This window comes from Xanthomonas pisi DSM 18956 (assembly GCF_001010415.1).
In the GTDB taxonomy this organism is placed as follows: Bacteria; Pseudomonadota; Gammaproteobacteria; order Xanthomonadales; family Xanthomonadaceae; genus Xanthomonas; species Xanthomonas pisi.
Genome location: NZ_JPLE01000062.1, coordinates 33,750 through 56,444, shown reverse-complemented (window position 1 = coordinate 56,444; position 22,695 = coordinate 33,750). Strand labels below are relative to the sequence as shown.

Sequence of the window (22,695 nt, the reverse complement as noted above, 5' to 3'; positions counted from 1 at the left end):
CCCCGTTGATCAGACCATCCCTAGTGGGATTTGCTGATCGTGAAGCCGATGCCGAGGTCTACCTTATGATTCAGCGCGCCTTGGAGTTCGATGCGCAGGACGTGGAGCATGGTATGGACACTTACTACGTTGAGTGGTCTGGCCAGCAATGCGCTTGTTACGGTGGCATCTCCAAGTTTTCGCTCCAGTCGAACCATGCGGTTATCACGTTTGCTCCAGATGCAGCACAGGTGCTCGGTGGCATGGAAGCTCTCACCATCTCATTCCAGTTGACAGCGTCCAAGCATTTGGAGTTGCGGAAAGCGCTGGGGCGTGTCTTCGAAGGAAGTGGCTGCCTCGTTGTTGCCGATGCCTGAAATTTCATTCAAGCAGCTGCATTCCGATGCGCGATTCGAGCCTCACGCCTACATGGAACTCATGCCTCCGTGGAAATAGCGAGCACTCGCCGCTGTCTTTCAGGCAGTGCAGCGGGCAATAGCGCTTTACATGTAGGCGTCGCTCACCAAGTAACGACGCCCTGTTGTCGATGGAATCGTTTCTTTGTTGCCTCTACCCAACAAAATACGGATTTCATCCACACCGGTTGTGGATGAAAGTTGCACAAGCATGTGGATAACCCGTTGCAGCCCTTGCAGGACAAGGGCTGTGGTCTGGTAGGTCAAAAATTGACCAGGCAGGGCTCAGGGCGTGGAAAGTTGCAGCTCGCCGCCGTCGGTGATGAAGCGCTGGCCTTGCCGCTGCAGGTGGCGGCCATCGGGGAGCTCGTAACGCGGCGCCGGATGCGCGCCCGGGCCAGTTGACTGTTCGTCGCGGAATTCGATGATGACGTAGGGCTCGCCATCTGCGCCGATCGCGGGAAATTGCCGAAAAGACATATGCACCTCCGAAGGATTCCAAGGTTGCCGTGCGGACCACTGGCCCGCACCGCCAGCAGTCGGCTGGCACGCCGAGGATGCGCACGCAGATGTTATTCAGATGTCGTCGTGGGATGAGGGAGTGAGCGGGAATCGCGCGTTCGCCATGCGGTGTCGATTCGGAGGTGTCTTTGTCCGGTCCCAGCGCAGTAACGTGCAAGGTCGCGGCTGCTTGCAAGCGAGGCAGCATCGACGTCCGCAGCCCGGTGCCAGCCGAGGCGATGCCGGTCTGTACAGATCGCCCTGCGGTATCGTGACGGATGCAGCGTAAAACCTGTCAGGCACTGCATGCGCCGCAGCGCAGGATCCACGCGTGCAGGCGTGGACCAGCACGGACTCGACGCATCAACGACGCAACTGCAATGCATCGCGGTCCGCTGTGGCCGCTGCCAGCTCTGCGCGTGCCGACGCAATCCGCGCCTGGGCGTCGATCAGACGCACGCGTGCGTCGTTGGCGGTTTCTTCGCGCTGATTGACCAGGAAGAAATCGCCGGAGCCCAGCTCGAAGCGTCGCCGTTCGGCGGCGGCCAGGCGGTCGGCGAGGCCGCGTTCTTCATCGGCCATCTTGGCCAGTCGCTCTGCGGCGTTGAGCGAGATGACGATGGACTCCACCTCCACCGAGATCTGGTCGCGCAGGAAGCGGCTGCGCTGATCCAGTGCTTCGATCTCGGCGCGCGCTTCGGCAACGCGGCCTTTGGCGGAGCGGTTTTCCAGCGGCACGCTGAAACGAAATCCGATGATCGCATCGGTCGGCGAGCGGTTCGGCCCGCCCACGCCGGGTGGGCCCAGATCCTTGCTGACCTCGAAACTCACATCCAGCCGTGGCTTCAGATCGTTCTGCGCCAGCATCAGCCGGGCAGTGGCCTGGTCGATGCGGGTCAGCACGGCGCGGTAATCGGGCCGCTCCACCGGCGCGGTGATCTTGTTGGCACCGGCCAGACCTTCCAGCGCGGAGGTGTCGGGCGGCAGGCGCTCGCTGGAGACGATCAGCGGCATGCCGGCGTCGTCGCGCAGATATAGCGACAAGGCATTGGCCGCGTTGGCGAAGTCCTGTTCGGAGCGCACCACCAGTGCGCGCCGGCGCACCAGGTTCTGGTCGTTTTCGGTCAGCAGGATGGTCGGGCGCGCGCCAAGCGTCACCTGCCGCGAAATCGCATTGCGGCGTCGCTCCGCCAACGCCAGCAGGTCGTTGTACGCACGCAGCTTCAGGCCGGCCGCCACCCAGCTCTGGTAGGCGTCCACGGCGCGCCGCTGCACGCCGATCGCCACCATCTCCGCTTCGTACTTGGCCACATCGATATCGGTGCTGGCAATGCTGCGCTTGGTACGGCGCTCGTCCACCACGCGGTCGCGCAGCAGCGCGTACAAGGCACCGACCTTCACTTCGCCGCCGCGGTCGGTATACGACTTGTCTTCGTAGACCGGGAACGCACCACGCGAAGAGCGATAGCCGCCGTAGTAATAGCCGCCGTTGTTCTCGAACGGTCGCTTGACGCCGCTTTCGATGGTGCTGCCGTCGTAGTAGCCGGCCTCGCGCGAGCGGCCTTCGATGTCGAACACGGTATCGAACGCGCCGTCGGCCGATATGCCCTTACCTTCGGCCTGGCGGACTTTCGCCAACGCTTCGACGATCTGCGGCGCAGAGCGGGCCGAGGAGTGCAGCACTTCGTCCAGGGTCAGCGGCGCGGCCTGGGCGAAGGCCGCACCGGGGCAGAGTGCGATCAGCAGGACAAGCACATGCCGCATCATTTCTTGCCCGTCGTGTCGTCTTCGGACTTGTCGGCGGCGGGCTTGGCCTTGCCATCGTCCTGCGTGGCAGCGGAGGGGCGCCGGCCGAATTCCAACGGGAAATTGTTGAGCTGGCGCCACAGTTCGTAGCCCACCCGCACCGTCTCGCCCAGCACCCAGCCGCGCACCTTGCCGCCCTGGCGGGCGAATTCCTGCGCCGGCCATGCCGGTTTGCCCGGTTGCGGCTCGACCAGAATGCGGAACAGCCCATCCGGCGCGGCATTGGGGTCGATCGCGCGCACGCGGCCATCGAACATGCCGTGCGCCACCGACGGCCAGCCGCTGAACTGGATCGCCGGCCAGCCTTCGAACTCCAGCCGCACCGGTCGGCCGGGGCGAATTAACGGGACGTCGCGGCCATCGATGTATAGCTCCACTGCACGTTCCACGCGCTCGGGCGCGATCACCGCCAGCACCGTGCCGGGCGAGACCATGGCGCTGCCGCTGGCGGCGTTGAGCTGCTGCACGCGGCCATCGCGCGGCGCGCGGACCAGCTGCGCGGACTGGCGGTTCAACTGGATATCGATGCGGGTCAGTTTGGCGCGCGATTCGGCCAGCTTGGCGTCGGCCTCGGCCACCTTGATCTGGGTCAGCTCGTAATCGCGACGACCGGCCAGTCCTTCGGCAAGCAATTGCCGGCTGCGCTCGACGTCGATGCTGGCGACTGCGCGCGATTGCTGGATGGCGGCGATTTCCGCCGCGACCTGCGCGCGCTCGCTGGCAAGCCGGGTGAGCAGATCCGGGTCCAGGTCGCCGACGCGCGCGATCGGGTCGCCCTTGGAGACGTGCTGGCCGTCGTGCACATACCAACGTTCGACACGGCCAGGCACGAAGGCGGTGACCTGCTGCTGGCGATCGCCCGGATCGAGCGAAACCACCTGGCCCTTGCCGCTGGCGGTCTGCACCCACGGTGCGAACGCCAGGATCGCGCCTGCGATGGCGACGCCGATCAACAGCATCCACGCCAGCACCTTGGCGATGCTCGGTGGCCGCATCGAGGCCAGCGTGGGGAAGTGCGCGATCCGATCAGGGGCGTGCTGCATTGGTTGCCTCCTGGGTGGATGCGATCAATTCGGCGCGCGTGGCGTAGCGCTGCTGGCGCTCGGGCTCCAGGCGGAACCAGCCATCCAGTTCGATATCTTCCGGCCTGCCGGTGCACAGCAGCACGGTGGTGCCGGCCTCCTTCAGGCGCCCCAGCACGCGGGTCAGGCGTTCTGCCGGGAGCAGGTCGTAGAGCTGCGACAACATCAGCACGCGCGGGCGCACCAGCAAGGCGTTGGCCAGCTTCAATGCCATCACTTCGCCGATCCACAGCGGGAAGCCGGACGCGGCAAGACGCGTGTCCAGGCCCTGCGGCAGCGCGGCGATGCGTGCGCGCAGTCCCACCGTGTCGATGGCTTCCAGCATCGATTCGGAGCTCACGTCCGGCGAGGCCATGGCCAGATACTCGCGAATGGTCACCTCGACGATGGTCGGTCGATCGAGCACGGTGACTTCCGAGCGCAGCAGGTACATGTCGAAGGTGGCAAGGTCCGCGCCGCCCACCATCACCAGGCCACGCTCCGGCACCACATGACGCTTGAGCACCATGGCCAGCAGCCGTTCGGCGCCGCCATCGGCCAGCGTCACCAGGTGCTCGCCGGCTTCCAGGGTGAAATCGAAACGTGCACCCTCGATCACCACGCCATCCAGCCGCACCGCGCTGTTGCCGGGGATCTTGCCGGCCGCCGCCACGGGGCGTTCCTGCGGAATGGCATACAGCAGCGACAATTCTTCCGCGCTGGCGACCAGGTCGTAGAACGTGTCCAGATAGGCACCGAGCTGCGCGATGCCATAGAACACTGCGCTCAGGATCAGCTCGGCCGCCACCAACTGCCCAATCGACAGCTCGCCGCGCAGGATCAGGCTGCCGCCCAGCGCCAACAGCGCCGCGCTGGCGACCGCGTACAGCAGCAGAAACGCGACCGTCTGGGTGAAGCTGTAGCGGAAATGGCGCCGGTGCCGGTCGACGTAGGCCGCAGTGACCGCTTCGGAGCGATCCATCGCAAAGTTGAGATGGCGGCTGGATTTGTAGAAGCCGTTGGAACCGCCGACGCTTTCCAGCCAGTGCGCGGCATTGTGCTTGGCGTGGCTGAGCTCGACCGCCGTGCGGATCGAACCGCGCGACCAGATCATCCAGATTGCGAAGATGATCAGCAGCAGCAAGGCATTGAACCCGAGGAAAAACGGGTGGTAGAAGCTGGTGACGATCAGGCCGACCGCCGACTGCAGCACGATGGTGAAGGCGCCGATCGCCAGGCTGGGTACCGCTTTTTGCACCACTACCAGATCGAAGTAGCGATTGAACACATCGCCGCGGTTCTGGTCGGCGAAGAAGGGGTTCTGCGCATGCACTGCGCGCACCGTGATCTCGGCCACCACGCGCGCAAACAGGCGGCGTTCGAACAGCGCCATCATCCACACCCGCATCGCGCTCAGGCAGGCCACCAGCAGCAGCAGCCCCAGCAGCAGGCCCGACAAGGTCCACAGCGGCGTGGGCAGCGCGGTGTTGGCGACGCTGTTGATCAGCAACTGTACCGAAATGGGCGTGGCCAGCGACAGCAGGCTGATCGCCACGCCGTACACCAGGGCAAGACGCACATACGGCATGTCCGGCCCGACGATTTCCGCCAGCCAGCCCACCGCTTCCCGCCATCCGATCCGCTGTGACGCCATTGAACTTCCATTGATGAGTTCAGTGAAGCATTGACGAGTTGCCGCTATAGGACAAGGCCGGAGCGCTTATCCGTTGTATAGGATTTTCCTATGCGGCTGCCGCACGCAGCAAATCGGCGATCAAACCGAACGCCGGCGCACGCCCTGCGCCTTGCCGCCACAGCAGCCCGATGTCGCGGTAATAGCGGCCGCCCTTGATCGGGCGCACCACCACATCGTCGCCTTCGCGGATTTCCTGGCGCACGTACAGGTCCGGCAACAGCGCCAATCCCATGCCCATGCCGGCCATCTGCCGGATCGCATCCAGACTGGTTCCTTCGTAATCGCGCAGCACATGGGCGCCGACATCCATCGCGATGGCGGCGACCTGTTCGGCCAACCGGTACTCCGGCATCAAGGTGAGCAGGTTGGCACCGCGCAAGTCGGCAGGGGTGATGTAGCGTTTGGCGCGTAGCGGGTGATCGGCGGCCATGGTCACGTGCAGCGGTTCGCGGAACAGCCGCTCGCTATGCAGGCTGCGTCCGGCCACCGGCAATTGCGCCAGGATCAGGTCGTGCACGCCGTTGGCCAGGTCGCTGGCCAGCACGGTCGGCAGCCCCTCGCGCACATGCACGCGCAGTGCCGGGTGTTCGCGGTGCAATCGTGCGACCAGGCTGGGCATCAGGTAGGCGCCCAGCGTGGGCGAGACGCCGAGCCGGATGGTGCCGATCAACGTGTCGGCCGCAGTGGTGCGCACGTCTTCCAGATCGGTCACGTCGAGCAGGATGCTGCGCGCGCGATCGAGCAGGTCGCGCCCGAGCGGGGTCAGGATGGCCGGCACCCCGCGCTCGAACAGCGGCGCGCCGATGATGGTCTCCAGTGCGCGGATCTGCTGCGACAACGAGGGCTGCGATACGCCCATCTGTTCGGCGGCACGGGTGAAACTGCCGGTGTCGGCAAGTGCGACGAAGTAGCTCAGTTGACGAAGGGTGGTCTTGGGCCGGGGCATGGTCGCGTCGATACGTCGGGTCGCTCGGAGTCGCACTGCCGGCCAGGCCGGTGAGGGAGCGCGTGGCCCGCAGTGGGCATCAACCAGCGGTCATTGATCGATGAATTGCAGCCGCGCCAGCTCGGCGTACAGGCCGCCTTCGGCGATCAACTGCGCATGCGTGCCCTGCGCCACGATGCGGCCGGCATCCATCACCACGATGCGGTCGGCCTTGAGTACGGTTGCCAGGCGGTGCGCGATGACCACGGTGGTACGGCCCTGCATCAGCCGGTCCAGTGCCTGCTGCACGGCGCGCTCGCTCTGCGCGTCCAGTGCGCTGGTGGCTTCGTCCAGCAGCAGGATCGGCGCGTCCTTGAGCAGCGCACGCGCGATCGCCACGCGCTGCTGCTGGCCGCCGGACAGGCGCGTGCCGCGCTCGCCCAGTTCGCTGGCGTAGCCCTGGGGCAGGGCGCGAATGAACCCGTCGGCCTCTGCCGCCGCCGCCGCTGCTTCCACCCCGGCATCGCTGGCCTCCAGGCGGCCATAGCGGATGTTGTCGGCGGCGCTGGCGGCGAACAGGGTCGGTTGCTGCGGGACCAGCGCGATGTTCTCGCGCAAGCGCACCGGGTCGGTCTGGCGCAGGTCCACCCCGTCGATGCGGACGCTGCCGCTGGCCGGGTCGTGGAAGCGCAACAGCATCGCCAGCACCGTACTCTTGCCAGCGCCGGACGGGCCGACCAGGGCAACGGTCTCGCCCGGGCTGACATGCAGGTCGAAGCCGTCCAGCGCCGGTGCGTCGGGGCGCTGCGGATAATGGAACACCACCTGGTCGAAATGGATCGCTCCGCGCAGCGGCTGCGGCAACGGTGTCGGCGTGGCCGGTGCAACGATCGCCGAGTGTTCGTCGAGCAGTTCGCCGACCCGGCCCATACCGCCTGCGGCGCGCTGCAACTCGTTCCACACCTCGGCCAGTGCGCCCACCGAACCGCCGCCGATCAGCGCATACAGCACGAACTGGCCCAGCGTGCCGGGTGTCATGCGCCCGGACACCACGTCGTGCGCGCCCAGCCACAACACGCCCACGATGGCACCGAAGATCAGCATGATCGCGATGGCGGTCACGCCGGCCTGGGTGCGGATCCGCAGCCGCGCGGTATCGATCGCCGCAAACAAGGCCTGGCTGAAACGCTGGCTTTCATAACGCTCGCGCGCATGCGCCTGCACGGTGCGTACCGCACCAAGCGTTTCGGCCGCCAGCGTATTGGCATCGGCCACGCGGTCCTGGCTGGCGCGCGAAATCTTTTGCAACCGGCGCGCACCCAGCACGATCGGCAGCACCGCCAGCGGAATGCCGATCATCGTGAATCCGGCCAGACGCGGGCTGGTGACGAACAACATCACCATGCTGCCGATCACCGTCACCGAGCTGCGCAACGCCACCGACATGGTGGTGCCGATCAACCCGCGCAGCAGCTCGCTGTCGGCCGACAGCCGCGACACCAGCTCGCCGCTGCGGCTGCGATCATGAAAGCCGGCGTCCAGCCCGATCAGGTGCGCATACAGGCGGCCGCGCAGATCGGCGACGACCTTTTCGCCCAGCAGTGCCACGAAGTAAAAACGCGCTGCGGTCGCCAGGGCCAGCACCACTGCCACCACAAACAACAGCGCGAAGGCCTGGTTGATCTGCGCGCCGCCGGAGAAGCCATGATCGATCATGCGCTTGACCGCGGCCGGCAGGCTCAACGTGGCTGCCGAAGACACCGCAAGCGCGATCAGCCAGGCGGCGAACAGACCACGCTGACGTTGCACGAACGGCCACAAGGTGCGCAGGCTGCCAAGCTTCCGCAATGGGTTGGGCCTGGCGGCGGCTGGCTGATTCATGCGGCTTCCGGTGTTGAGAGATGGACACGATTGCGAGTGGCGTCGCACAGACGGCTTTTCAAGCCGGCAAGCTGATCTGCAGGCAGTTGCACGCGCAACGCTGCGCCTTGGGCGTTGAAGTGTTCGTCCAGCTTGTCGACATGGAATGCGGCAAGCGCCGCGTGCACCAGGCCCAGATCGTCGAACTGGCATTGCAGGTCGAGCAGGGCCAGCGCGACCAACGGTCGCCGCGTGGCCAGGCGCAGGCATTCGGCAGCGGTACCGCCGTAGGCGCGCACCAGCCCGCCGGCACCGAGCTTGATGCCGCCATACCAGCGCGTCACCACCACCACGACGCGATCGAAGCCTTGGCCATCGATGGCGGCCAGAATCGGCCGGCCGGCAGTGCCACTGGGCTCGCCATCGTCGCTGGAGCGATACTCCTGCCCGAACCGGTAGGCCCAGCAATTGTGCGTGGCATCCGGCACCGACACGCGCTGCACGATCTCCAGCGCCTGCGCGGAAGAATCGAGTGCAGCAGCATGGGCCAGAAAGCGACTGTGCTTGATGTCCAGGCTATGGTGCGCGTCAGCGGCGAGGGTATCGAGCATCGCCGCCATTCTATGCGAGGCAGCGATGCCGGTTGCGGCAGTCAGCGTGACTGCCGTTGCAAGCTGGCAGACCGGGGCAATCGGGACGAGGTGCGTCCTGGCGACGCACCGTTGCCGTGCGTCGGACGGTGGTCACCGACATCGCGCCTGGCGTGTGTTCGGGCGGATGCATCATGCGTCTGCCAGCGGCGTATGCGCGCGCTCGTAGGAAGCGGCGCGCCCGAGCCCGCGCGAGGCCGGGAGATCTTGATTACACCAGCGTGGAGCGGCGCTTCTCGTCGATCCACTTGGACGCCTGGGCCGGCGTGTAGTGCTGCATCCACTCCAGCATCTGCGCCATGTCGTCGCCGTACCACAGGTCGGCGCGTTGATCTGGATGCAGGAACCGCTCTTCCACCATGCGATCGATCATGCCGATCAGCGGTGCATAGAAGCCTGCAATATCCAGGAAGGCGCACGGCTTGTTGCCGATGCCCAGCTGGCGCCAGGTCAGCATCTCGAAGATCTCTTCCATGGTGCCGAAGCCGCCGGGCAGGGCGACGAAGGCATCGGACAGCTCGAACATGCGCATCTTGCGCTCATGCATCGAGCCGACGATTTCCAGCGTGGTCAGCCCGCGATGCGCCACTTCCCAATCGGCCAGCTGCTGCGGAATCACCCCGGTGACTTCGCCACCGGCGGCCAGCACCGCGTTGGCTACCGTCCCCATCAAGCCGACATTGCCGCCGCCATAGACCAGACGCAGGCCCTGCTTGGCGATGCGATCGCCCAGCGCCATCGCGCGCTCGACGTAGACGGGTTTGTTGCCGGCATTGGAGCCGCAGTAGACGCAGATGCTTTTCATGGGATTCGGGAGTTGGGATTGGGGATTGGGAAAGGCGAGGCGGCGCTGCGCTGATTGCACGTAAGGCCGTCGGCCCAGGGCGCGCTGATGCGTTTGAGTTTTTGTCGGGCTTGAAAAACATAACGCCGGGTTTTCACCCGGCGCCATGTCGTTGCCGGAGAGGGCCGGGACCGGAGTCGCAGTTGCGAATCCCCAATCCCGAATCCGCCAATCCCGGTCAGTTAGCCTTGTGAATCGCGCGCTTGCTCACCGCCATCGCGGCGTCGTGGATCGCTTCGGACAGGGTCGGATGCGCGTGGCAGATGCGTGCCAGGTCATCGGCCGAGCCGTTGAATTCCATCGTCAGCACGCCTTCGTGGACCAGCTCGGAGACGCCCACGCCCACCAGGTGCATGCCCAGCACGCGGTCGGTTTCGGCATCGGCGATCACCTTGACGAAGCCGGCCGGCTCGCCCATGGCCACCGCACGGCCGATCGCCGCAAACGGGAAGCTGCCGGCCTTGTATGCCACGCCCTCGGCCTTGAGCTGCTGCTCGGTCTTGCCGACCCAGGCAATTTCCGGCTCGGTATAGATGACCCACGGAATGGTGTCGAAGTTGACGTGACCCGGCAGGCCAGCGATCAGCTCGGCCACCGCGATGCCTTCCTCGAAACCCTTGTGCGCCAGCATCGGGCCGCGCACGCAGTCGCCGATGGCCCACACGCCGTCGACGCCGGTATGGCAATGGCCATCGACCTCGATCTGCCCGCGGTCGGTCACCTTGACGCCGGTGCCGTCGGCCAGCAGGTTCTTGGTCGCGGCCTTGCGGCCCACGGCCACCAGCAGCTTGTCCACGGTCAGGGTCTGCTCGCCGACGCTGTCGGTGTAGCTGAGCACCACCTGCTTGGCATCGCCGCTGCCGGTGATCTCGGTCTTGCTGACCTTGGCGCCCAGCTTGATGTCCAGGCCCTGCTTCTTGAATTCCTTCAGCGCGGTCTTGGCCACTTCGGCATCGGCCAGGGCCAGGAAATCCGGCAGCGCTTCGAGGATGGTGACCTCGGCGCCCAGACGCTTCCACACGCTGCCCAGCTCCAGGCCGATCACGCCGGCACCGATCACGGCCAGGCGCTTGGGCACGGCGGTGAAGTCCAGGCCGCCGACGTTGTCGACGATGGTGTCGCCGTCGAACTTGGCGAACGGCAGCTCGATCGATTCCGAGCCGGCCGCCAGGATCACGTTGGTGCCCTTGAGTTCGATCTCGCCGCCTTCGTGTTGTGCGACCTTGACGATGTTGCCCGGCAGCAGCTGGCCGAAGCCGTAGTACGGCGTGATCTTGTTGGCCTTGAACAGCATCGCGATGCCGCCGGTGAACTGCTTCACGATCTTGTCCTTGCGGCCGATCATGGTGGGCACGTCCATCTTGGCATCGTTGAAGCTGATGCCGTGGTCGCCGAACAGGTGGCCCATGTTCCAGAACTGGCGCGAGGAATCCAGCAGCGCCTTGGACGGGATGCAGCCGACGCGCAGGCAGGTACCACCCAGGGCCGGCTTGCCGTCCTTGCCGAGTGCGGCGTCGATACAGGCGACCTTCATGCCCAGCTGGGCCGCGCGGATGGCGGCGTGATAACCGGCCGGACCGGCACCGATGACGACGACGTCGAATTGTTCTTGTTCGCTCATTCTTCGCTCACGAGATTGGTGATTGGGGATTGGGGATTCGCAAGAGCAGGGCATTCGGGAGCAGGGCGCTTGCGCAAATCCCGACTCCCGAATCCCCAATCCCGGCTTTCATCACAGGCCGAACAACATCCGGCCCGGGTTTTCCAGCTGATTCTTGATGTCGACCAGGAACTGCACCGAGTCCTTGCCGTCGATGATGCGGTGGTCGTAGGACAGCGCCAGATACATCATCGGGGCGATCACGACCTGGCCGTTCTCGGCGATCGGACGCTCCTTGATCGCGTGCATGCCCAGGATCGCGCTCTGCGGCGGGTTGATGATCGGGGTGGACAGCAGCGAGCCGAAGGTGCCGCCGTTGGTGATGGTGAAGGTGCCACCCTGCAGATCGTCCAGGCCCAGCTTGCCGGCGCGCGCCTTGGCGGCGTAGTCGGCAATGCCCTGTTCGACGTCGGCGAACGACTGGCGTTCGACATTACGCAGCACCGGCGTGACCAGGCCCTTGTCGGTGGACACGGCGATCGAGATATCGCTGTAGCCGTGATAGATGATGTCGTCGCCGTCGATCGAGGCATTGACCAGCGGGAAGCGCTGCAGCGCGTTGGCGGCCGCCTTGACGAAGAAGCTCATGAAGCCGAGCTTGATGCCGTGCGCCTTCTGGAACTCGTCCTGCAGTTCCTTGCGCGCGGCCGACACCTTGGCCAGGTTCACTTCGTTGAAGGTGGTCAGCATCGCGGTGGAGTTCTTGGACTCCATCAGGCGCTTGGCGATGGTCTTGCGCACGCGGGTCATCGCCACGCGCTCTTCCGGACGGGCGCCAGACGCCTTGCCCACGCCGCCGGCCTTGGCGAAGTTGACGATGTCTTCCTTGGTCACCGCGCCACGACGGCCGGTGCCTTCGACCTGCGCCGGGTCCACGCCCTGGGTGATCGCGGAGAAACGCGCGCCCGGAGGCAGCGAATCGGCAGCGGACTTGGACGCAGGCGCCGGTGCAGCGGCGGCAGCCGGTGCCGGAGCGGCAGCCGGCGCGGCTGCGGCGGCGGCCGGTGCATCAGCCTTCTTCTCTTCGGCAGGAGCGGCGGCGGCAACGGCGCCTTCTTCGATGATCGCCAGGATCTGGTTGCTGGTGACGGTGCTGCCGGCTTCGAACTTGATTTCCTTCAGCACGCCGTCGACCGGCGAAGGAACTTCCAACACGACCTTGTCGGTTTCCAGGTCGACCAGATTCTCGTCGCGCTTGACCGCTTCACCGGCCTTCTTGTGCCAGCTGGCGATGGTGGCGTCGGAAACGGATTCGGGCAGTACCGGAACTTTGACTTCGGTGGCCATTCGGGGAGCGTCCTAGGGTTTTCGTTCTTTGGGGAAGGTGAGTTATTCAGCGACTTGGTCGTTGAACGGATTCAGTAGCGCATCGGCAACCAGCTTCTGCTGTTCGACGATGTGGTCGGCCATGTGGCCGGCGGCAGGCGAGGGCGAACGGGCACGGCCGGCGTAATGCAGGCTCTGACCGCTGGCCAGGCAGAAATTGAGGTGGTGGCGGATCTGGTACCACGCACCCTGGTTCTGCGGCTCTTCCTGACACCACACCACGTCGGTGGCATTGGCATAGGCCTTGAGCTCGGCGGCCAGCTGCGCACGCGGGAACGGATACAGCTGCTCCACGCGCAGGATGGCGACGTCGTCCTGGCCACGCTTGGTCTGGTCTTCGAGCAGGTCGTAATAGACCTTGCCCGAGCACAGCACCACGCGCTTGACCTTGCCGGCGTCGGCCTTGGCGTCGGGAATCAGGTGCTGGAACTCGCCCTCGGCCAGTTCTTCCAGGCTCGACACTGCCAGCTTGTGGCGCAGCAGCGACTTGGGCGTCATCACCACCAGCGGCTTGCGGGTGGTCATGCGCATCTGCCGGCGGATCATGTGGAAGCACTGCGCCGGCGTGGTCGGCACGCACACCAGCATGTTTTCCAGCGCGCACAGCTGCAGGAAGCGCTCCAGGCGTGCGGAGCTGTGCTCCGGGCCCTGGCCTTCGTAGCCGTGCGGCAGGAACAGCGACAGGCCCGCGATGCGGCCCCACTTGGCTTCGCCGGCGGCGATGAACTGATCGATCACCACCTGCGCGCCGTTGGCGAAGTCGCCGAACTGCGCTTCCCAGATGCACAGCGCGTTCGGGTCGGTGGTGGAGTAGCCGTACTCGAAGCCCATCACCGCTTCTTCGCTGAGCAGCGAATCGATGATGGTGGCGTCTTCCGGGTTTTCGACCAGCTGACGCAGCGGCAGGTAGTAGTTGTCGTTCTTCTGGTCATGCAGGATCGCGTGACGGTGGAAGAACGTGCCGCGACCGGCATCCTGGCCGACCAGCCGCAGCTTGTGGCCCTCGGCCAGCAGCGTGGCGTACGCCAGGTTCTCGGCAAAGCCCCAGTCGCCCAGCTGATCGCCGGCGGCCATCCTGACGCGGTCTTCGTAGATCTTGGCGACGCGGGCATGCAGCTCCACGCCCTCGGGAATGGTGGTGATCAGCTTGGCCAGACGGTCCAGCTGGTCGCGCTTGACGCGCGTGTCCACCGGATCGGCGGCGGTGCCGACCAGATACTTGGACCAATCGATCGCAAATTCATCCGGCTTGCGCTTGGCCAGTTCGGTGGTGTATTCGCCCGAATCCAGCTTGTTGCGGTAGCCGTCCACCAGCGCCTTGGCCTCGTCGGCGCTCAGCACGCCGTCGCTTTCCAGCTTGGCGGCATAGAGCTCGCGGGTGGTCTTGTGCTTGCGGATGGTCTGGTACATCACCGGCTGGGTCGCTGCCGGCTCGTCGGCCTCGTTATGGCCCCAACGGCGGTAGCAGACCAGGTCGATGACCACGTCCTTCTTGAACTGCTGGCGGAATTCATAGGCCAGCTTGGACACGAAGATCACCGCGTCCGGGTCGTCGCCATTCACGTGGAAGACCGGCGCGCCGATCATCTTGGCCACGTCGGTGCAGTACAGCGTGGAACGGGCATCGTCCCGCGTGCTGGTGGTGAAGCCGATCTGGTTGTTGACCACGATGTGCACGGTGCCGCCGACGGCGAAACCGCGCGCCTGCGACATCTGGAACAGCTCCATCACCACGCCCTGGCCGGCGAATGCGGCATCGCCGTGGATCAGGATCGGCAGCACGGTCTTGCGTTCGGCATCGCCGAAGCGTTCCTGGCGCGAGCGCACGCTGCCGACCACAACCGGGTCGACGATTTCCAGGTGCGAGGGGTTGAACGCCAACGCCAGATGCACCTGGTTGCTGTCGCCCACCGCGATATCGGCCGAGAAGCCCATGTGGTACTTGACGTCGCCGGTGTGTGCGCGGTCGTCATGGGCGTGCTCGAACTTGCCTTCGAATTCGTCGAACAGCTTGCGCGGGTTCTTGCCCAGCGTATTGACCAGCACGTTGAGGCGGCCGCGGTGGGCCATGCCGATCACGATGTCCTTGACCTGGTCCTTGCCGGACTGGTGGATGATCGCGTCCATCATCGGAATCAGCGCATCGCCGCCTTCCAGCGAGAAGCGCTTCTGGCCGACGTACTTGGTGTGCAGGTAGCGCTCCAGGCCTTCGGCAGCGGTGAGCCGCTCCAGCGTACGCTTGCGGCTGGCCGCATCGCCTGCGATCTTGCCGCCGGCATCTTCCAGGCGCTTGTAGATCCACTGGCGCTGGTCGAATTCCTGGATATGCATGAACTCTGCGCCGATGGTGCTGGCGTAGGTCGCCTTCAGGCGGGTCAGCAGATCCTTGAGTTTCATCCGCGGCTGGCCACCGACACCGCCGGTGCTGAACTCGCTGTCCATGTCGGCCTGCGACAGGCTGTGGAACGGCAGGTCCAGATCGGGCGGGTTGACCGGCGGGGTGAGCCCCAGTGGGTCGAGCTGCGCGCCGAGGTGGCCGCGTGCGCGGTAGGCGGTGATCAGGCGGCCGACATTGCGCTCGCGCTCGTCGCTGGCGCCTGCGCCGGTCCCTGCGTTGGCGGCCTGCTTGGACGCACTGAGGATGTGGGCGATGGCCGCCGAGTGCGGGACATCACCGGCATCGCGACCTTTGAAGCCGTCGAAGTACGTCTTCCACCTCGGATCGACACTGTCCGGGGCGACGAGGTACTGCTCGTACAGATCCTCGATGTAGGCGGCGTTGCCGCCGGCGAGCTGCGATGACTGCGCGAACTGCTTTAGGAGATTATCCACGATGGTAAGTCGGGTCTGCTGTGGGGATGATTGTGCGGAAGCGGCAGGGCGAGTTGCCCTATCGGTCGGTCTCAAATCTCGAAAAATTATACCCCCTTGCGCTTGTGAGGGGGCGTCTGCGAGCTGACCGGCGGGGTAGACCAATTGGCCGGGCGCCTACGCGCAGGGGGCGCTGCGGCGTCAGATGCCGAGCGCGCGCGGTTCGTTCCAGAGCGTGCTGCGCTCCCATATCTGCGCGAATTCGCGCTCCAGCTGGCGGCTGCGGGCCGCAGCTGACAACCAGGTTTCGCCATCGTCGTAGCGATGACCTGTTGGACGAAAGTAGTAGGCGTCGTCGCCGACGACGTAGGCCGCCGCATAGCTGGTATCGACCGGGTCGCTGACCGCGCGGAACCGGAACACACTGGGCAGGCGCTGGGCCAGGCGCAACATCGCGCTGCTGCTGGCAGCGGCGCTGGCGGTGTCCTGCACCAGCACCTGCACGCGCTTGTCGTGGCGTGCGGTGGCGAAGCGGCGCAGCGCATCGAGCACGGCGGGATTGTCGAACAACGGCGGGTCCAGTGCGCGGGTGTAGATCAGCACCTGCCGGCGCGCGCTGCTGAGCAGGCCGGTGGTGGCGGCCAGGGCCGCGGCGAAATCGTCCACCGCCATCGGGCCATCGAGACGGCGATGCACGGGCTTGCCGGGCGCAGCGCCGCTGTCGTCGCCAGGCTGGCGCAGGGAATGCGGGGGTGGCTCGGGCAAGAAGCCGAGGCGTGCGAACACCGCCTCGGCACTTGCGGTGACGCGGGCGTGCAGGCTGGGCCAGCCCCGCTGGGCCGCGGCATCCACCGCTGCGGCAAGCAGTTGGTCGGACAGGCCGCGACGCCGCCAGTCCGGCACCAGGCCGAGCCGGTCGATGCGGCGATCCGGCGTCACTCGCACCGAGGCGACCAGTTGGCCATCATCTGTGCGCGCGGCCAGTTGCAGGCTGAGCGGATCCAGCGCATCCCAATCGGCAGCGTGTGCGCTGCCCGCGCTGTCGGTCGTGCAGGCCTGCCGCAGCGCACGCAGGGCCGCGGCATCGGATGCCGGGTCCAGCGAGACGATCTGCGGCCTGCCGTGCGGGCTCATGCGCGCTCCGGGGTCTCGGCGTCGTTGCCGTCTTCGGCACTCTCCAAGGCCTCGGTGTCGTCATCCGAGTCCTGGCGGGTGTCGACGAGTTCGGCCGGGGTGTCTGCCTCGTCCGCCACCTCTTCGACATCGGCCTCGGCATCGATGGCCTCGTCCGCGTCCGCACGGTCGGCGTCGTCCTGATCGTCGTGGTCGTCGGCCGACACCGTGAGCGCGTGTGCCTGATCGTCGTCGATGTCTTCGTGCGCGTCGTCATGGGCGCGCTGGTAATGGCCCTGCGCCAGCAGCTCCAGCACCACCTCCCGGCCGCGTGCGCTCAGCTGCGCGTAAAGCCCGCCATCGATCTCTTCGGCCGCCGCCAGGCGCGCCGCGTCCTTGGCCGACAGCGCAAATTCCAGGCCGCTGCAGAACAGGGTGGCGCCGCGCTTGGCGCGCCGCCAGGCCAGACGCGACCAGGGGTGGCGGTACAGCACCACGCCTTCTTCCAGCGCCTGTTCGACCGCCTCGCGCGGGATTGGCTCGGGTGCCGGCACCACGTCGCCGGAGGCCCGGTAGGTGGTCATGAAGCGGCCGAACCAGTCGCCCAGGCGATCCGGGTCGTTCATGCGCAGCGCATTGAGCGCTTCGACCACGCGGTTCATCGCGGTGACGTCGATCTCGTATGGATCGGCCGGCACCTTGAGGTCTTCGTCGTGGTAGCGCACCGACTCGTCGGCATCGGCGATCAGGGTGTCCAGGTAATCGCCGATCAGCTCGGCCGAGGAGGGCGCGCGTGTGCCGATCGAGAAGGTCAGGCAGGCGTCTTCGGCCACGCCGTGGTGCGGTACCAGCGGCGGCAGATACAGCATGTCGCCCGGGCCCAGTACCCAGTCGTGGGTCGGCTTGAACTCGCGCAGCAGCTTGATGTCGACGTCGTCGCGGAACGTCTGCGGCGTGGGCTTGCGGCCTTGCGAGGCGCGTGCATCGACCTGCCAGCGGCGATGGCCCTGGCCCTGCAGCAGGAACACGTCGTAGTGATCGACATGCGCACCGACCGAGCCGCCAGTGGCGGCGAAGCTGATCATGATGTCGTCGATGCGCCAGCGCGGCAGGAAGCGGAACTGGTCCAGCAATGCGCGCACGTCGGCGTCCCATTTGTCCACGTCCTGCACCAGCAAGGTCCAGTCATGGTCGGGCAGGCCGGGGAAATCGGTTTCCTGGAACGGGCCGGTGCGCACGCTCCAGTCGTCGGTGGCACGGTCGTGGCTAATCAGCCGCGCCAGCACGCCGTCCTCGCAGGCCAGGCCAGCCAGATCTTCCGGCTGCAGCGGCGAGGCGAAATCCGGGAACGCGTTGCGGATCAGCAGCGGGTGCTTGTGCCAGTAATTGCGCAAAAAGCGCTCGACCGGCATGCCCAGTGGCTGCCCGGGACGGGCCTGGACTTCGATCGCAAGTGGGGTCGCTTTACGTACGGCCATGGGGATCCTTACAAGGTGAAGAAAAAAGTGTGGGGCGGGGCGTCGGCCGGCGCGGATGGCCTATTGTCGACTGCCTGGGCCGGATGTGCACCTGCGCTGGGCACACCGCGCGCGCTGTCGTTCGCCGCGACAGCACCTGGTCAGGGTGTCCGATGGCACATGAGCTGGCAGCGCATGCAATGAAACACTGCGGTATCGCAGCCGTGGTGTGCTGCTCCCTCGCTTTGGAAATCGCGTGCATGAATCGTCGGACGCTGATGGTGCTGTGGTTGACTGCGACACTGGCGGTACCCGGCGCCGCGCACGCCGCCGATGACAAAGGGTGGTTCGGCCTGGGTTTTGCGGTGGAAAGCGAGGGGTTTTCGTTCAATCCCACGCTGACCTCGGTCAAGATCGACTCGGTGAAGCCGGCCTCGCCCGCAGCGACAGCGGGGCTGCAGGTGGGCGATGCGATCGTGTCCGCACAAGGCATCCCGGTGGCGGGAAGCAAGGCCGACGTGCTCAAGCAGGCCGTCAACCGCAAGGTCGGAGAAATCCTGCGTTTGGTGATCGTGCGCGGTGCAGCCAAGCCGCGCGAGGTGACGCTGGTGGCTGCGCGGCGTCCCTGATGCTTGCGCCAGGCGCGGCCAACAGCGCGTAACGAACAGTCGTTTGTGCGAGTGAGGCCGGCGCAGGGGAAACAGGGCGTACGCGTGCTGCATGCGGATTCCGGGCCGCAGCCGCGCCCATCTGTCGATGAGCGCAGTCGCGTGCTTAGCCGCTCCAAATCAGTGCGGTCTGCAGATGCATCGCCTAGATGACCTTGCTGGCGCGCTGCGACGTGCATACGGCTGAGCGCGCGTGCGCACGCATGCCTCGGCAGGGAACACATTCGCACCGCTCACATCAGCTTGTTGCCGCTGCCACGGTCGTCCAGCGTCGGTTTGCTGGAGGGGTTGACGGTGTTGTCGTTGCCTGAGAAACGCACCTGTTTCACTTCGCGCGCAAGCACCAGGTTCTGGTTGCCCTGAATGTCCACGCTGTCGAGGTTGGTGAGGTTGAGCGTGTTGTTGTTGCCGATCACGCTCAGTGTGCCGACCTGCCGGTTGAGCACGGTGAAACTGCTGCCTTCCACGCGGATCGAGCGTGCTTTTTCCACATTCAGCGCGCCATGCGAGGCGGTGATGGTCACTGCGCCGCATTCGCCATTGATGATCATGTCGGCGTTGTCCTTGGTGATGCGCAGGTCCTTGCCGGCGCAATCGGCACCACTGGCCGGGTCGGTCAAGGTCGACGACACTGCCGACAGCGCCTGTGCGGCAGGGCCATCGCCGCCGCAGCCGCTCAGTGCAAAGACGCTTGCCAGCGTCAACAGGGACAGTGCTGTGTGAGTTGCGCGCATCGCCGACCTCCTGAAGGGTGAGGGCGGCACGATACCAGTCCGGCTCGGTCGCCGATGTGCAGGCCTTTGGCCGCTGGTCAGGCTGGGATCAACGCATGACGCGCGCTGCGACACGCCTGTCCTGGCATCGTCATCAACGATAGCGGCGGCAGTTCATCGGCATTGCAGTACTGCCGATGAACTGCCGGTGGCGGTCGTGGCTAAAGAGACCCGCTACGCAGACGCGCAAGGTCTCGTGGGCCTATCCGCTCAGATCGCGCGCGCCAGTTGCTCTGCCAGGCCGGTGTAGCCGCCCGGGGTGAGCGTACGCAGGCGCTGCTTGTCGTCTTCGGGCAGCTGCAGGCTTTCCACGAAGGCCTGCATCGAGGCGGCAGTGATGCCGTGGCCGCGCGTCAATGCCTTCAATTGTTCATACGGGTTGGGCAGGCCGTGGCGGCGCATCACCGTCTGCACGGCTTCGGCCAGCACTTCCCAGGCCGCGTCCAGGTCGGCATCCAGGCGCTGCGGATTGACGGTCAGCTTGCCCAGGCCCTTGGCCAGCGAATCCAGCGCCACCTGGGTGTGGCCGAAGGCGGTTCCCAGCGCCCGCAGCACGGTGGAATCGGTGAGGTCGCGCTGCCAGCGGCTGATCGGCAACTTGGCCGAAAAGTGCTCGAACAGCGCGTTGGCGATGCCGAAATTGCCTTCGGCATTTTCGAAGTCGATCGGGTTGACCTTGTGCGGCATCGTCGACGAGCCGACTTCGCCTTCCTTGAGCTTCTGCTTGAAGTAGCCCAGCGAGATGTAGCCCCAGATGTCGCGCGACAGGTCGATCAGGATGGTGTTGGCGCGGCGGCTGGCGTCGCCGATTTCGGCAACGTTGTCGTGCGGCTCGATCTGGGTGGTGTACGGGTTGAACACCAGGCCCAGGCTTTCGACGAAGCGCTGCGCGAATGCGGCCCAGTCCAGTTGCGGATACGACACCAGGTGCGCGTTGTAGTTGCCGACCGCGCCGTTGATCTTGCCGGTCAGTTCCACCGCCGCGATCTGCTTGCGCTGGCGCTCCAGGCGCGCGACCACGTTGGCGATTTCCTTGCCCAGCGTGGTGGGCGAGGCGGTCTGGCCATGCGTGCGCGACAGCATCGGTTGCGCCGCCTGCGCATGCGCCAGGCTGCGCAACGAGGCAACGATGCCGTCCAGCGTGGGCAGCAGCACTTCGCGGCGCGCCTGTTCCAGCATCAGTCCGTAGCTGAGGTTGTTGATGTCCTCGCTGGTGCACGCAAAGTGCACAAATTCCAGCGTCGGGCCCAGCTCGGCATCGTCCTTGAGCTGTTCCTTGATGAAGTACTCCACCGCCTTGACGTCATGGTTGGTGGTGCGCTCGATCTCCTTGACCCGTGCGGCGTGGGTCACGCTGAAGTCGTCGGCCAGCGCGCGCAGGCGCTGGCTGGCGGCGGGCGAAAACGGCGCCAGCTCGGCGATGCCCGGTTCGGCGGCCAGGGCCAGCAGCCATTCGATCTCGACCTTGACCCGCGCCTTGATCAGGCCGTATTCGGAAAAGATCGGGCGCAGCGCGTCCACCTTGGAGGCGTAGCGGCCGTCGAGCGGGGACAGGGCGAGCAGGGCGGAATCCGACATGGGGCAGGGCACTGAGAAGCTGGCGGGGCCAGTATTCTACGCCGCCCCGGCCCCGGCTTCGCCCACCGGCCGCACGGTCACCGCCTGGATGCGGTGGCCGGCCATGCGCCGTACCGTCAGTGCATGGCCGTCCAGCTCCAGGGTTTCGCCTTCCTCGGGCAGCCGCTGCAGTTGATGCACGATCAGCCCACCGACCGAATTGACATGGTCCGGGGCGCTCAGGTCCTGGCCCAGCAAGCGTTCCAGGCGAAAGATCGAGGTGCTGCCGGCTACCAGCAGCGAGCCGTCCTGGCTGCGCACCGGGGCGTCGCGCACCACATGGCGATGTTCGTCCTCGATCTCGCCAACCACGACTTCCAGCAGGTCTTCCAGGGTGAAGAAGCCCAGGATGCGGCCCTCGTCCTCCACGCACAGCGCCAGATGGGTGGCGCCGGTGCGGAACTGCTCCAGCGCGCTGGGGATCGGGGTCTCCAGGGTCAGCAGGGTGGCCGGGCGCAGCAGCGGGCGCAGGTCGTCCAGGTCCTGGCCGCGCGCCATCGCCACCAGCAGATCCTTGGTGTGCAGGATGCCCAGCACCTGTTCGCCATCGGCCTCGAACCAGGGGTAGCGGCTGTAGCGCGATTCGCTGAACTCGGCCAGCACCGCCTCCAGGTTCACGCCTTCGCGCAGGCTGCGCAGGTGCTCGCGGGGCCGCATCAGGTCGCCGGCAACCAGATCCGGCAGTTCCAGCGCATGGCTCATCAGCGCCAGCCCGTGATCGGCGGTCGGTGCGTTCGGGTCCTGGCGGCCGACGATCAGCTTGAGCTCCTCGCGCGAATAGCGGTGCGACTGGTGCTCCACATCGCCCCAGCCCAGCATGCGCAGCAGCCGGTTGGCGCTGGTATTGAGCACCCAGATTGCCGGATACATCAGCCAGTAGAAGACATACAAGGGCGCGGCAGTCCACAACGACATGCGCTCCGGGCGACGGATCGCCATGGTCTTGGGCGCCAGTTCGCCGAGCACGATGTGCAGGAACGAAATCAGGCTGAAGGCGATCGCCAGGGCGGTGAACTGCGCCGCGTCCTCGGACATGCCGAGCACGTCGAACAACGGCTGCAGCAGATGCGCGAAGGCAGGCTCGCCGACCCAACCCAACCCGAGCGACGCCAGGGTGATGCCAAGCTGGCATGCCGACAGGTACGCATCCAGATGCGCGTGTACCCCCAGCAGCAAGCGCCCGCGCCAGCCATGGGTCTGCGCCAGCCCCACCGCCTGCGTGTGCCGCAGTTTGACTAGAGCGAATTCGGCCGCAACGAAGAAGCCGTTCAACAGCACCAGCACCAGCGCGACGATCAACAGCAGCACATTACCGAGCATTGTCGCCTCCGCGCGGTGCAGCGGCGGCGGGCGAACGCATCAACGCAGGGGTGTGCGTGGTAGTGCGGTGTGCAGCGAAACAGAACGCAGGCAGTGCGTTTCTACAGTCAGGGTCGTCGCCCATGGCGGCGTGGTACCTCGTATGGATCAGCGCTGAGTCTAGTCCACGCGCCGCGATGACATCGTTGCAACGCTGCCAGCGAGTATCGTAA

The 22,695-nt window shown here is 65.9% G+C and carries 18 protein-coding genes; 2 read left to right on the top strand and 16 right to left on the bottom strand.

Annotation, left to right across the window (positions count from 1 at the left end; all coding sequences use genetic code 11):
- Positions 1–356: Imm10 family immunity protein (locus Y887_RS14445; protein WP_211256996.1), on the top strand; the 356-nt coding region annotated here is incomplete at its 5' end.
- Between the two features lie 324 nt (positions 357–680).
- Here the strand turns inward: Y887_RS14445 and Y887_RS14440 are convergent.
- From Y887_RS14440 to Y887_RS14380, 13 genes are all read right to left on the bottom strand, one after another.
- Positions 681–875, bottom strand: coding sequence for a hypothetical protein (locus Y887_RS14440; RefSeq protein WP_046965000.1), 195 nt, complete (start codon positions 873–875; stop codon positions 681–683).
- 384 nt (positions 876–1,259) lie between these two features.
- The gene (locus tag Y887_RS14435; protein WP_046964999.1) at positions 1,260–2,663 is read right to left on the bottom strand and encodes a TolC family protein; all 1,404 of its coding nucleotides are present in this window, start codon (positions 2,661–2,663) and stop codon (positions 1,260–1,262) included.
- Positions 2,660–3,745, bottom strand: coding sequence for an HlyD family secretion protein (locus Y887_RS14430; RefSeq protein ID WP_046964998.1), 1,086 nt, complete (start codon positions 3,743–3,745; stop codon positions 2,660–2,662). Before Y887_RS14430 ends, Y887_RS14435 begins: the two co-directional genes overlap by 4 nt.
- On the bottom strand, positions 3,729–5,417 hold the full coding sequence (locus Y887_RS14425) for an ABC transporter transmembrane domain-containing protein (protein ID WP_046964997.1): 1,689 nt from the start codon (positions 5,415–5,417) through the stop codon (positions 3,729–3,731). The genes Y887_RS14430 and Y887_RS14425 overlap by 17 nt, the downstream gene beginning before the upstream one ends.
- A gap of 88 nt (positions 5,418–5,505) precedes the next feature.
- A complete protein-coding gene (locus Y887_RS14420) occupies positions 5,506–6,405 on the bottom strand; it encodes a hydrogen peroxide-inducible genes activator (RefSeq protein ID WP_046964996.1) in 900 nt (299 codons plus the stop codon).
- Positions 6,406–6,495: 90 nt separating this feature from the next.
- Entirely contained in the window at positions 6,496–8,265 is a 1,770-nt protein-coding gene (locus Y887_RS14415) for an ABC transporter transmembrane domain-containing protein (protein ID WP_046964995.1), read from the bottom strand.
- Positions 8,262–8,864, bottom strand: a complete 603-nt coding sequence (locus Y887_RS14410; protein ID WP_046964994.1) for an IMPACT family protein — start codon at positions 8,862–8,864, stop codon at positions 8,262–8,264. Before Y887_RS14410 ends, Y887_RS14415 begins: the two co-directional genes overlap by 4 nt.
- Before the next feature lie 241 nt (positions 8,865–9,105).
- Positions 9,106–9,699, bottom strand: a complete 594-nt coding sequence (locus Y887_RS14405) for an LOG family protein (protein WP_046964993.1) — start codon at positions 9,697–9,699, stop codon at positions 9,106–9,108.
- Positions 9,700–9,916: 217 nt separating this feature from the next.
- Positions 9,917–11,359, bottom strand: coding sequence for a dihydrolipoyl dehydrogenase (gene lpdA / locus Y887_RS14400; protein WP_046964992.1), 1,443 nt, complete (start codon positions 11,357–11,359; stop codon positions 9,917–9,919).
- A gap of 111 nt (positions 11,360–11,470) precedes the next feature.
- Positions 11,471–12,685 (bottom strand): dihydrolipoyllysine-residue succinyltransferase, encoded by a 1,215-nt coding sequence (gene sucB, locus Y887_RS14395; protein WP_046964991.1) that lies wholly within the window; start codon positions 12,683–12,685, stop codon positions 11,471–11,473.
- Between the two features lie 42 nt (positions 12,686–12,727).
- Positions 12,728–15,556, bottom strand: a complete 2,829-nt coding sequence (locus Y887_RS14390; protein ID WP_046964990.1) for a 2-oxoglutarate dehydrogenase E1 component — start codon at positions 15,554–15,556, stop codon at positions 12,728–12,730.
- A 180-nt stretch (positions 15,557–15,736) separates the two neighbouring features.
- On the bottom strand, positions 15,737–16,669 hold the full coding sequence (locus tag Y887_RS14385) for a GNAT family N-acetyltransferase (RefSeq protein WP_046964989.1): 933 nt from the start codon (positions 16,667–16,669) through the stop codon (positions 15,737–15,739).
- Positions 16,666–18,126 carry a ribosomal protein uL16 3-hydroxylase gene (locus Y887_RS14380; protein ID WP_046964988.1) on the bottom strand — a complete coding sequence of 487 codons (1,461 nt, stop codon included), beginning with the start codon at positions 18,124–18,126 and terminating at the stop codon, positions 16,666–16,668. The genes Y887_RS14385 and Y887_RS14380 overlap by 4 nt, the downstream gene beginning before the upstream one ends.
- A gap of 344 nt (positions 18,127–18,470) precedes the next feature.
- Here Y887_RS14380 and Y887_RS14375 point away from each other — a divergent pair, with 344 nt between their 5' ends.
- A complete protein-coding gene (locus tag Y887_RS14375) occupies positions 18,471–18,734 on the top strand; it encodes a PDZ domain-containing protein (RefSeq protein ID WP_046965005.1) in 264 nt (87 codons plus the stop codon).
- A 272-nt stretch (positions 18,735–19,006) separates the two neighbouring features.
- On the opposite strand, the gene Y887_RS14370 is transcribed toward Y887_RS14375, so the two are convergent.
- The 3 genes from Y887_RS14370 to Y887_RS14360 form a co-directional block, all read right to left on the bottom strand.
- Complete coding sequence (locus tag Y887_RS14370) at positions 19,007–19,507, bottom strand: DUF3060 domain-containing protein (RefSeq protein WP_046964987.1); 501 nt, start codon at positions 19,505–19,507, stop codon at positions 19,007–19,009.
- A gap of 249 nt (positions 19,508–19,756) precedes the next feature.
- Positions 19,757–21,124, bottom strand: a complete 1,368-nt coding sequence (gene purB / locus Y887_RS14365; protein ID WP_046964986.1) for an adenylosuccinate lyase — start codon at positions 21,122–21,124, stop codon at positions 19,757–19,759.
- A 36-nt stretch (positions 21,125–21,160) separates the two neighbouring features.
- On the bottom strand, positions 21,161–22,483 hold the full coding sequence (locus Y887_RS14360) for a hemolysin family protein (RefSeq protein ID WP_046964985.1): 1,323 nt from the start codon (positions 22,481–22,483) through the stop codon (positions 21,161–21,163).
- Between the last annotated feature and the right edge of the window lie 212 nt (positions 22,484–22,695).

What these genes read in the sequence shown, in the direction of transcription:
- Y887_RS14440 (WP_046965000.1), bottom strand. Translation starts at nt 875, where the DNA reads ATGTCTTTTCGGCAATTTCCCGCGATCGGCGCAGATGGCGAGCCCTAC.
- Y887_RS14435 (WP_046964999.1), bottom strand. Translation starts at nt 2,663, where the DNA reads ATGATGCGGCATGTGCTTGTCCTGCTGATCGCACTCTGCCCCGGTGCG.
- Y887_RS14430 (WP_046964998.1), bottom strand. Translation starts at nt 3,745, where the DNA reads ATGCAGCACGCCCCTGATCGGATCGCGCACTTCCCCACGCTGGCCTCG.
- Y887_RS14425 (WP_046964997.1), bottom strand. Translation starts at nt 5,417, where the DNA reads ATGGCGTCACAGCGGATCGGATGGCGGGAAGCGGTGGGCTGGCTGGCG.
- Y887_RS14420 (WP_046964996.1), bottom strand. Translation starts at nt 6,405, where the DNA reads ATGCCCCGGCCCAAGACCACCCTTCGTCAACTGAGCTACTTCGTCGCA.
- Y887_RS14415 (WP_046964995.1), bottom strand. Translation starts at nt 8,265, where the DNA reads ATGAATCAGCCAGCCGCCGCCAGGCCCAACCCATTGCGGAAGCTTGGC.
- Y887_RS14410 (WP_046964994.1), bottom strand. Translation starts at nt 8,864, where the DNA reads ATGGCGGCGATGCTCGATACCCTCGCCGCTGACGCGCACCATAGCCTG.
- Y887_RS14405 (WP_046964993.1), bottom strand. Translation starts at nt 9,699, where the DNA reads ATGAAAAGCATCTGCGTCTACTGCGGCTCCAATGCCGGCAACAAACCC.
- lpdA (WP_046964992.1), bottom strand. Translation starts at nt 11,359, where the DNA reads ATGAGCGAACAAGAACAATTCGACGTCGTCGTCATCGGTGCCGGTCCG.
- sucB (WP_046964991.1), bottom strand. Translation starts at nt 12,685, where the DNA reads ATGGCCACCGAAGTCAAAGTTCCGGTACTGCCCGAATCCGTTTCCGAC.
- Y887_RS14385 (WP_046964989.1), bottom strand. Translation starts at nt 16,669, where the DNA reads ATGAGCCCGCACGGCAGGCCGCAGATCGTCTCGCTGGACCCGGCATCC.
- Y887_RS14380 (WP_046964988.1), bottom strand. Translation starts at nt 18,126, where the DNA reads ATGGCCGTACGTAAAGCGACCCCACTTGCGATCGAAGTCCAGGCCCGT.
- Y887_RS14370 (WP_046964987.1), bottom strand. Translation starts at nt 19,507, where the DNA reads ATGCGCGCAACTCACACAGCACTGTCCCTGTTGACGCTGGCAAGCGTC.
- purB (WP_046964986.1), bottom strand. Translation starts at nt 21,124, where the DNA reads ATGTCGGATTCCGCCCTGCTCGCCCTGTCCCCGCTCGACGGCCGCTAC.
- Y887_RS14360 (WP_046964985.1), bottom strand. Translation starts at nt 22,483, where the DNA reads ATGCTCGGTAATGTGCTGCTGTTGATCGTCGCGCTGGTGCTGGTGCTG.